6 protein-coding genes, 3 tRNA genes and 1 other annotated feature are annotated in these 9,057 nt (G+C 53.7%); all 9 genes read right to left on the reverse strand.

Annotated elements, in window-relative coordinates; genetic code table 11:
* Positions 1-215: 215 nt before the first annotated feature.
* The 9 genes from ACR0QW_RS10005 to ACR0QW_RS10045 all read right to left on the reverse strand — a co-directional run bounded on the left by ACR0QW_RS10005 (position 216) and on the right by ACR0QW_RS10045 (position 8,813).
* On the reverse strand, positions 216-1,127 hold the full coding sequence (locus ACR0QW_RS10005) for a hypothetical protein (RefSeq protein WP_432643511.1): 912 nt from the start codon (positions 1,125-1,127) through the stop codon (positions 216-218).
* Between the two features lie 215 nt (positions 1,128-1,342).
* Positions 1,343-1,416: transfer RNA gene (locus ACR0QW_RS10010), tRNA-Trp, on the reverse strand.
* A 1-nt stretch (position 1,417) separates the two neighbouring features.
* Positions 1,418-1,492: transfer RNA gene (locus ACR0QW_RS10015), tRNA-Gly, on the reverse strand.
* Positions 1,493-1,494: 2 nt separating this feature from the next.
* Positions 1,495-1,571: transfer RNA gene (locus ACR0QW_RS10020), tRNA-Asp, on the reverse strand.
* Positions 1,572-1,650: 79 nt separating this feature from the next.
* Entirely contained in the window at positions 1,651-4,089 is a 2,439-nt protein-coding gene (gene pheT / locus ACR0QW_RS10025) for a phenylalanine--tRNA ligase subunit beta (RefSeq protein ID WP_432643512.1), read from the reverse strand.
* 17 nt (positions 4,090-4,106) lie between these two features.
* Positions 4,107-5,129 (reverse strand): phenylalanine--tRNA ligase subunit alpha, encoded by a 1,023-nt coding sequence (gene pheS, locus ACR0QW_RS10030; protein ID WP_432643514.1) that lies wholly within the window; start codon positions 5,127-5,129, stop codon positions 4,107-4,109.
* Positions 5,130-5,164: 35 nt separating this feature from the next.
* Positions 5,165-5,358 (reverse strand) — a binding site (T-box leader).
* Positions 5,359-5,438: 80 nt separating this feature from the next.
* Positions 5,439-6,476 carry a M15 family metallopeptidase gene (locus ACR0QW_RS10035; protein WP_432643515.1) on the reverse strand — a complete coding sequence of 346 codons (1,038 nt, stop codon included), beginning with the start codon at positions 6,474-6,476 and terminating at the stop codon, positions 5,439-5,441.
* On the reverse strand, positions 6,463-8,112 hold the full coding sequence (locus tag ACR0QW_RS10040) for a HAMP domain-containing sensor histidine kinase (protein ID WP_432643516.1): 1,650 nt from the start codon (positions 8,110-8,112) through the stop codon (positions 6,463-6,465). Before ACR0QW_RS10040 ends, ACR0QW_RS10035 begins: the two co-directional genes overlap by 14 nt.
* A complete protein-coding gene (locus ACR0QW_RS10045; RefSeq protein WP_432643517.1) occupies positions 8,109-8,813 on the reverse strand; it encodes a response regulator transcription factor in 705 nt (234 codons plus the stop codon). The genes ACR0QW_RS10040 and ACR0QW_RS10045 overlap by 4 nt, the downstream gene beginning before the upstream one ends.
* Positions 8,814-9,057: the final 244 nt, after the last annotated feature.

The raw sequence follows: 9,057 nt of genomic DNA on the forward strand, positions 1-9,057 counted from the left end.
CAAGAACTTTAAACGATTTCGAGGAAGGATATTACTGTTGTCTAAGGTAAAACTAAATTAAAGATGGACGTAAGCAAAAATGCTCACGTCCATGAATGGTGGATGATTTGAAATTCGCCCCAACATTTGACAAAGAACCTATTTATTTCCCGATGATAGAACCGCAGATAGAACCAAAAAATACCCGGCCCACTAAGGCCGGGTAACGAATACTCTCAGAAATCAATTTTGATCTGCTGGGGTGCCCTTTTCAGTTCCAGGATACAGGTGATAATATAGTCGGAAGAAAGCTTTCCATTCTTCACTGCCTGATGGACATAGTAGCGGATCCGCAGCATGTCACCCTTCCGGAAAGACAGTTCTCCTTTGTCAACTTTTTGAAGGAAATCCTTATCTTCAATGGATGCCCAGAAGGAATTTGTTCCATCGGACAGACGCCATTTTCCCAAGTCGAAGTTCACAGAGATGATCCGGGCCAGCATTTCCTGTTCTGCAGTGTCGGCTTCTATATCACCTTCATCAGCCGCAGGAGGAGCCTTGAAAAGTTCTGTTTCCCCCTTGTCGACTTGCAGCAGGGTCTGGTTCTTCGTGTTCCGGTCCGGGTCCCGCAGTTCGAATCCATTGATTCCTTCCTTCTTCACAGGCTCGATGATCTTTTCCACGCTGATCCGGCAATCTACACTCAAGAAAACCTTGATGGTGTTCTGGTCGGTCTGGATGGTCTCTCCATCAGCCAGAGTGATTTCTCCCCTGTGGGCGTCAATGTTTTTGATCTTGCGGCCATGGATTTTTTTTATCAGCCAGAAAATCCCCTTGCCGGCCGCAGTGCCCCACCCCAGGACCGTGAGCAGATCCGTCAGGCCGGTTTTCTGGGCGGTCGACATGAAAAGTTTTACTTGCTGCAGAATATCCAAATTCAGGAGGAAGGTAATGTCAAAAGAGCCTTTGTGAAGGCTGTCCTGATTGAGCATGACCTTGACCGGCTTCGTGCCCCCAATCGCCCGGCAGGCGCTTTCAACCAGTTCTGTAAAGGCCAGCAGTGCTGGTGCCAGATCTTTTACAGGCATAGTTCCATCATTCAGGCCAGAACCCGTATAGGCAATCCTTGCTTTTTTGATTGTGTTCACGTTTGTACCTCCCCCCCCTCTGATTTGTTTCATTATACCATGGAAAATCCCAAATCCATCATGAAAAAATAGGAAACAAATAGAGAATATGGTACAATATGAAGCGACATCAAATGATAATAAAAGAGAACCAGAAACATGGGCAATCCCATCGTGGAAGCAGTTCCACGTGTTATTCATATTGCCTTGTGTTTTCTGGTCCTCTGTTAAATCGATGGCAGGAGTACTAGGATTCGAACCCAGATCGACGGTTTTGGAGACCGTTGCTCTACCATTGAACTATACTCCTATGGAGCGGAAAACGAGATTCGAACTCGCGACCCCCACCTTGGCAAGGTGATGCTCTACCACTGAGCTACTTCCGCATTGGCGACCCAGGACGGACTCGAACCGACGATCTCCGCCGTGACAGGGCGGCATTCTAACCAACTGAACTACTGGGCCGTTGTCGTTTCAACGCTCTCGCGTCATCGACCTGTTTAGTATACAATAGCTTGACAGTTTTGTCAACAAGTTTTTAAAATTAATCTCTCAGTTCTGCTTCGAACTGCTCCTGGACCTTCTTCACCACCTGGGCGATGATATCGTTAACTTCCTTATCTTTCAAGGTCCGGTTCAGATCTTGGAAGGTCAGGCTGAAAGCCACGGACTTGCACCCTGCTTTCACCTGCTTGCCGGCATATACGTCAAACAGGCGTACATCCTTCAGCAACGGGCCAGCCTGGGTACGGATTGCGGCCATCAGATCTACTGCACTCACAGCTACGGGCACTACCACAGCAATATCCCGGCTGGTGCTGGGGAACTGCGGAATATGGGTAAATTGCGGGATTTTCTCTGCATCTTCCACAAAACTGCTCAGATCCACTTCCAGTACATAGGTTTCAGCACTGAGACCGAACTGTTCCTGGACCCGGGGATGCAGCGCCCCCATGAAGCCCACTTCCCTGCCGTTATGCAGCACAGTGCAGCTCTTGCCGGGGTGCAGGAACCCTTCTTTCGGGGCAGCATAGGTCACACCGGCAGCCTGCAGGGCTTCCAGCACTTCTTCCAGAGTCCCTTTCAAATCGAAGAAGTCCACAGCGTCCTTGCTTTCGGTCCAGTTCAGTTCGTTCCGTTTGCCGGAGAGTACGATACACAGACGTGTCTTTTCCGTGGGCTGTTCAGTGAGCGGCAGAGCCTTGGGCAGGAACACCCGTCCCAGTTCGAACAGGGCAATCCGTTCGGTCTGACGGGCCTGATTATAGGCAGCGGTGTTCAGCAGACTGGGTACCAGGGTGGTACGCATGGTCTTGAAGTCATCGCTGATGGGGTTGATTACCTGGATGGCCTGACGTCTCTTGTCTTCCGCAGGCAGTCCCAGTTTGTCGAAATCACCGTAGTTAATGAAGGTATACGTCATTACTTCGTCCAGACCGATGCCGGTCAGGGTATCGCGTACCTTGTCCTTCACATCTTCAATGGGAGCCTGGCCGCCCCGGGCCATATCCAGCTGAGGCAATGTGGACGGAATCTTGTCATAGCCGTACATCCGGGCCACTTCTTCGGAAAGATCCGCATCACAGGTACAGTCATTCCGCCAGGTGGGCACGGTCACCAGCCAGCTGCCGTCAGCCTGGTCAGCCACAGTGAAGCTCAAGCCTTCCAGGATTTTCCGCATCTGCTGATCGGTAATCTCTTCAGTACCGATACGGCGGCGCAAGGCTTCCGGTACGGCTTTGATTTTCACAGGTTCCTGAGGTACAGGATAATCTTCCACCACGCCAGGAACGGCTTCACAGGCGCCCATTTCTTCCAGCAAATGGACGGCCCGGTTCAGGGCATCATGGTCGCGGATGGTATCCACACCCCGTTCGAACCGCTGGGAAGCTTCACTGCGCAGGCCCAGATCTTTGGAAGTATGACGGATGCTGGGGCCGTAGAAGGTAGCAGATTCCAGCATGACTTTCACGGTCTTGCCGGTAACTTCGGTAGCCAGCCCTCCCATGACACCGCCCAGGCCGATGGCTTTTTCCGGATCGGAGATGACAATCATGTTGGGAGTCAGGTCCCGTTTCTGGCCATCCAGGGTTACCAGGGTTTCCCCTTCCTTTGCCCGGCGCACAATCCAGGTGTGATCCTTGACAGTATCGTAGTCATAGGCATGCATGGGCTGGCCCAGTTCCATCATCACGTAGTTGGTCACATCCACCACATTGTTGATGGGGCGGATGTTCACAGCCCGCAGCAGTTTCTGCATCCATTCAGGGGATTCCGTCACTTTGATGTCTTTCACCATACGCAGTGCGAACCGGGTACACAGATCCTTGCACTGGATTTCCACTCTGGCTTCATCGGCCACGTTGCCAGCTGCAGCGTCTTTCGTATCCAGAGCGGGCAGGCGCAGGGTCTGATCCAGCACGGCAGCGGTCTCACGGGCCAGGCCCAGCATATTGAAACAGTCGCTGCGGTTGGCAGTCAGGTCGATATCCAGGACCACATCGTCCAGTCCCAGCTGTTTTTTCACGTCCACGCCGACAGGGGTATCCGCCGGCAGGATGAAGATGCCATCCCTCTGTTCGGGCAGCAGCAGTTTGGAGTCGATGCCCAGTTCCCCGGCGCTGCACAGCATGCCGTTGGAATCCAGCCCCCGCATCTTGGCGGCTTTCAGGGTCATTCCGCCAGGCAGATGGGAACCCACTACAGCCACCGGTACCATATCGCCCTGGTGTACGTTCTGAGCCCCGGTGAGGATCTGGGTCAGCTCACCTTTGCCCAGATCCATCTGGCATACCCACAGATGGTCAGAATCGGGATGGCGCTCAATGGAAGCCACTTTGCCGGTGATAACCCCTTCCAGGCCTTCGCCCAAATGGATTACCTGTTCTACTTCCAGGCCCACCCGAGTCAGTTTGTCCGCCAGTACCTCCGGAGTAACCGGGATATCTACATATTGTTTCAGCCAATTGATCGATGCTAACATTGTTCCTTGCCTCCCACTCAGAATTGACGGATGAACCGCAGATCGTTTTCAAAGAACAGACGCAGGTCATCAATGCCGTAACGCAGCATGGCGATCCGTTCCACACCCATCCCGAAGGCAAAGCCCTTCATCTTGTCGGGATCATAGCCGCTCATGCGCAGTACGTTGGGATGGACCATACCAGCACCCAGGATTTCCAGCCAGCCGGAATTCTTGCATACCCGGCAGCCTTTGCCTCCGCACATCACGCAGCTGATGTCCACTTCGCAGGAAGGTTCCGTAAAAGGAAAGAAGCTGGGACGCAGACGGATTTTCACGCTGTCTCCGAACATTTCCTTGCAGAATAATTCCAGAGTGCCCTTCAGGTCAGCCAGAGAGATGTCCTTGTCCACTACCAGACCTTCCACCTGATGGAACATAGGAGAATGGGTGGCATCGTAGTCGTTGCGGTATACGGTGCCGGGACAAATCATGCGAATCGGAGTATTGGGCAGCCGACTCTGCATGGTACGGGCCTGCACACCGGAAGTCTGGGTCCGCAACAGGATATCATCGGTAATGTAGAACGTATCCTGCATGTCACGGGCAGGATGGTCTTTTGGCAGGTTCAAAGCTTCAAAGTTGAAGTAATCCGTTTCGATTTCGGGTCCTTCTTCCACTTCGAAGCCCATACGCATGAACACTTTCTTGATGTCCCGCAGGGTCTGGGTTACCGGATGCAGATGGCCCATGGCCAGTTTGCGGCCAGGCAGAGTGAAGTCCACTCTTTCGCTGGCCATTTTTTCTTCCAGCTGACGGGCTTCCAACAATTTCATCTGGTCATTGATGCGGGCTTCCACTTTTGCCCGTACTTCATTGACCATTTTGCCGATTTTCGGCCGTTCTTCCGCAGCCACATCGCCCAGGCTCCGCAGGATGGAGGTCAGGGCCCCCTTCTTGCCCAGGTATTGCACCCGAATATTCTTCAAATCGTCTACACTTTTGACTTCGCTAAGATCCTTCTGGATCTTTTCCCGCAATTCCTGCAGTTTGTCACTCATGTTCGCGCCTCCTAAACAAAGAAAACCTCCGCCCCACAAGGGGCGAAGGTTCGCGGTACCACCCTATTTTATACTCTTGCAGCCGATAACGCAGCCAGCGCCGGACCTACTCCGTTCAGTCCGATTGCTCCCAGGTGAACTTCATCTCTTCCTTTCGCACCGGGCTCCCACCTGTCCCCGGTTCTCTGGTCCTGCAAGAAAAGATTACTCTCCTGTTCATCACAAGATATGGAATTAATGTATTCAGTATAGCATAAGAAAAGAGGCAGTGCAAGGGCTGTTAAGGCCAGGATATCCATCACCCACTGCTCACTGTTTTTTCACGTTCAGCACCTGATACCGGTTCCCCGCATCATAATCGAAATGCCACCATTCCATGTCGCTGGCAGTAAAGCCCTGTAACGTCATCTGCTGGCGCAGCAGGTCACGCAGGGCCCGCTGCCGCTGGGTGCCGCCGGCAAACTGGGCATACTGGGCCGGGCTTGGTTCATCGAAATCAGAAATCATTTCTACCGGTTCCCCGCTCTGCAGGTCGTACAAGCTCACATCCACGCTGCGGCCGGAATTGTGGCCGTACCCTTCCTCCGCTCTGGGTAGCATATCTGCATGGTCCTTGCCCAGGGCCAGGGTGGCCAGCTTGAAATCGCTCCAGCTCCGGTACCCTTCCCAGATCACCAGGCCATAGCCGTAGGGCCGCAGTCCATCCTGCACCCGTACCAGGGCCTGGGCCGCATTCCGGTCCAGATATGCCCGGGTGCTCTGCACCAGCGGAGCCCCGAACAAATTGTTGCTGGTGGTATACCGCAGATCCAGTTTCACCCCGGGCACCGTCTGGCTAAGATCCACCAGGTCCGCCGTCTTATCATAGGGCAAATCGGGTGCCACAGCTACCTCAGCCTGCTGCCGCAGGGTTTTCATAGGCTGGGGCGGCGTAATCCGCATGGCCTTGCCGCTTTCGCTGCGGGTAAACCGGCGGGTATAGCTTTTCTGTCCCAGATTCAGGCTGATGCTCTGGCCGTTCTTGTCCCGGTCGAACCGCACGGTGCTTTCCGAATCCGTATTGGGTCCGGTTTCCCGCAGATCGTAGTTGTCATAATGGTTCTTCACCAAGGTAAACAGATTGGCTCCGGTGAAATCTTTATCTTTCTGCAAGAAACGGTACAGCAGCTGCAGATGACCGCCATTCTCCCGCACTGCCAGTGATTCTCCATTTCCCTGGTAGAAGCCGATCAGAGCCTCCTCGTCCTTGCTGGGTTCCTCCGGCAGCCAGGCCCCGGCGAAACAGGGCAGCGTCAGTCCCAGGCACAGAGCCGCCGTCAGCAGCCCGCTTTTTTTAGTTCTTTTCATGGGTCTCCTCCTGTTCAAAGCTGGTCTCCTCCGGCTCAGGGCGCACATCTTCCACCACTTCCGCCTCATGGGCCCCATCGGGTGCTACATGGCTGGGAGCCTGATAAGGCGGGAACGTGATGATAAAAGCCGTACCCTTGCCCACCTTGCTCTGCACCTGTACTTTGGCCCTGTGCATGCGGATGATCTCCTTGCCGATGGCCAGCCCCAGTCCCGTGCCCGGAATATGCCGGGAATGGGATTTATCCGCCTTGTAGAACCGTTCCCAGATATAGGGGATATCTTCTTCGGGGATGCCGTAGCCATGATCCGCCACCGTGAGTACCGTGCCCTTCAGAGCGTTTTCCATCACCTGGAACCGGATCACCGATGAATCCGGGGAATACTTCATGGCATTGTCTCCCAGGATCATCACCAGCTGATACAGACGGTCACCATTGCCGTACACCACAAGGCTGTCGTCCACATACTGCTCCAGCCGGATGTCCCGCTGTCTGGCCTTGCCTTCCAGCATCCCGCACACGCTTTCCACAATCTTCCCCAGGGGGATGGGTTCCATTTCTTCTCCTTCGCCCCGCTGCAGCCGGCTGATGTCCAGCAGTTCCTTGATGAGCCGCTGCAGCCGCTGGGTCTCGTCGTTAATCAGTCTGCGGTACTTCTTTACATCCTCAGGATCCGTAATAGTGCCGTCTGACAGGGCCTCGTTATAGCCCTGGATAATGGTGATGGGTGTCCGCAGCTCATGGCTTACATTGGCCACAAAGTCACGGCGCATCTTCTCCATTTTCCGGCTCTTCAGTACGAACTGCTCCAGATCCCGGCTCAAGGAGTTCAGGCTGCGGCCCAGATCAGCGATTTCGTCATTGCCATCCACCGCCACCTTCAGGGAATAGTCCCCGGAAGCAATGGCCCTGGCCGCATTCTTCATGGAGATCAGAGGCTTTACCATACGCCGGCTCAGCCCGCTGACAATCACCACACTGACGCACAGGGCGATGATCCCCACGATGATGGTGTACAGGTAGATATCCTTCAGTACCTTGTTCAGACCGCCCAGAGGGGAAGCCAGCAGCATGGCGCCGGTTACGTTGCCGTTTGTATCCGTCAGGGGGATGCCTACCATGAGTACCTGTTCCTTGTAGATCGGATGGAAAATCCGTTCATTCACCCTTTCACCGCTGTAGACCTTGCTCAGCATACCGTGGAACCGGGTCCGGTCAGCCCCGTCGTTCCGGATCTGCCGGTCAATGGCCGCCACACTCTGCATCCATTTGTCCCGCCGGCGGGCCGCCTGTTCCGCCTTGCTGCTGCCGTCCCCGTGAATCTGCTCAAAATCCGACATGATTTCCGAAGCTCCCACCAGTTTGTACTGGTTGTCGAACAGCCAGATCCGGGCCCCCACCAGCTGGTCCATACTGGTCAGATAGTCCCGCAGGATACCCTGATCCATATTCAGCGCATTGAAATACCGCACCATCACGGCCACCTGACCGCCTTTGTCGTTCAGCTCCAGTTCCTTGGTGCGGAAGAAATAATCGGTGATCAGATAACTGAGCCCGACAGAGATTCCGATGATGATAGCCAGAATCAGGCCCATGTAACTGTACATGAGCCTGGTGCTTAATGATTTCTTCACTTGTCTTTTTTAACCTCAAACTTGTACCCTACGCCCCAGACGGTCATGATGTCCCAGGCAGAATCCGGCGGAATGGCCAGCTTGTGGCGTACCCGCTTGATATGGGTATCCACCGTACGGGTATCTCCATAGTAGGTGTAGCCCCAGATTTTTTCCAGCAGCTGGTTGCGGCTGAATACGATGCCCGGGTTGGAGGCCAGACACCACAGGAGTTCCATTTCCTTGGCAGTGAAGGTGATTTCCCGGCCAAAAGCCACCACCCGGTATTCACTCAGGTTGATCATCAGATCCGGGTATTCCAGCACCTGTTTGTTCTGGGCGTTCAGAGAAGCGTTGGTCCGGCGCAGCACGGCCTTGACCCGTGCCACCACTTCCCGGGTGTTGAAGGGTTTGGAGATATAATCGTCAGCACCGATCTCCAGACCCAGGATCCGGTCATCATCGGAGTCCTTGGCCGTGAGCATGATAATGGGGATATCGGAAATTTTCCGCACCTGTTTGCACACTTCCAGGCCATCCAGGACGGGCATCATGATATCGAGCAGGATGATATCCGGCTTGCCGGCCTGGACCTGCACCAGCGCTTCAGCCCCGTCGGCTGCTTCTATGACCTTAAAGCCTTCCTTTTTGAAATAAATACTCAGGATCTCGCGGATCTGAGGTTCATCGTCTGCAATCAATACGGTTTGTTGTTTGTTCATAGCTAACCCTCGCTATTCTGGCAGCAAGCTGCCGGGATGTTTCCATAAAAATTATTATACCATAGTTTAGAGAGGTAAAGATGAAGAGATAGTGAAAATGAAAGCAATCAGTGAACAATAGTCGTGGCTGATAAAAAAAGCAGGGGCTGTGAAGAAATGAGAATTCATTTCTTCACAGCCCCTTCTTTTTTTATCTCTATGGCTCCCTCAACAAAATTTGAGGAGAAAAGAGCATACTTCCCCC

This window comes from Acidaminococcus sp. (assembly GCF_050873445.1).
Lineage (GTDB): Bacteria > Bacillota > Negativicutes > Acidaminococcales > Acidaminococcaceae > Acidaminococcus.

Excerpts from the sequence above, each read along its gene's own strand:
- pheT (WP_432643512.1), bottom strand. The coding sequence starts at position 4,089 with ATGTTAGCATCGATCAATTGGCTGAAACAATATGTAGATATCCCGGTT.
- pheS (WP_432643514.1), bottom strand. The coding sequence starts at position 5,129 with ATGAGTGACAAACTGCAGGAATTGCGGGAAAAGATCCAGAAGGATCTT.
- ACR0QW_RS10035 (WP_432643515.1), bottom strand. The coding sequence starts at position 6,476 with ATGAAAAGAACTAAAAAAAGCGGGCTGCTGACGGCGGCTCTGTGCCTG.
- ACR0QW_RS10045 (WP_432643517.1), bottom strand. The coding sequence starts at position 8,813 with ATGAACAAACAACAAACCGTATTGATTGCAGACGATGAACCTCAGATC.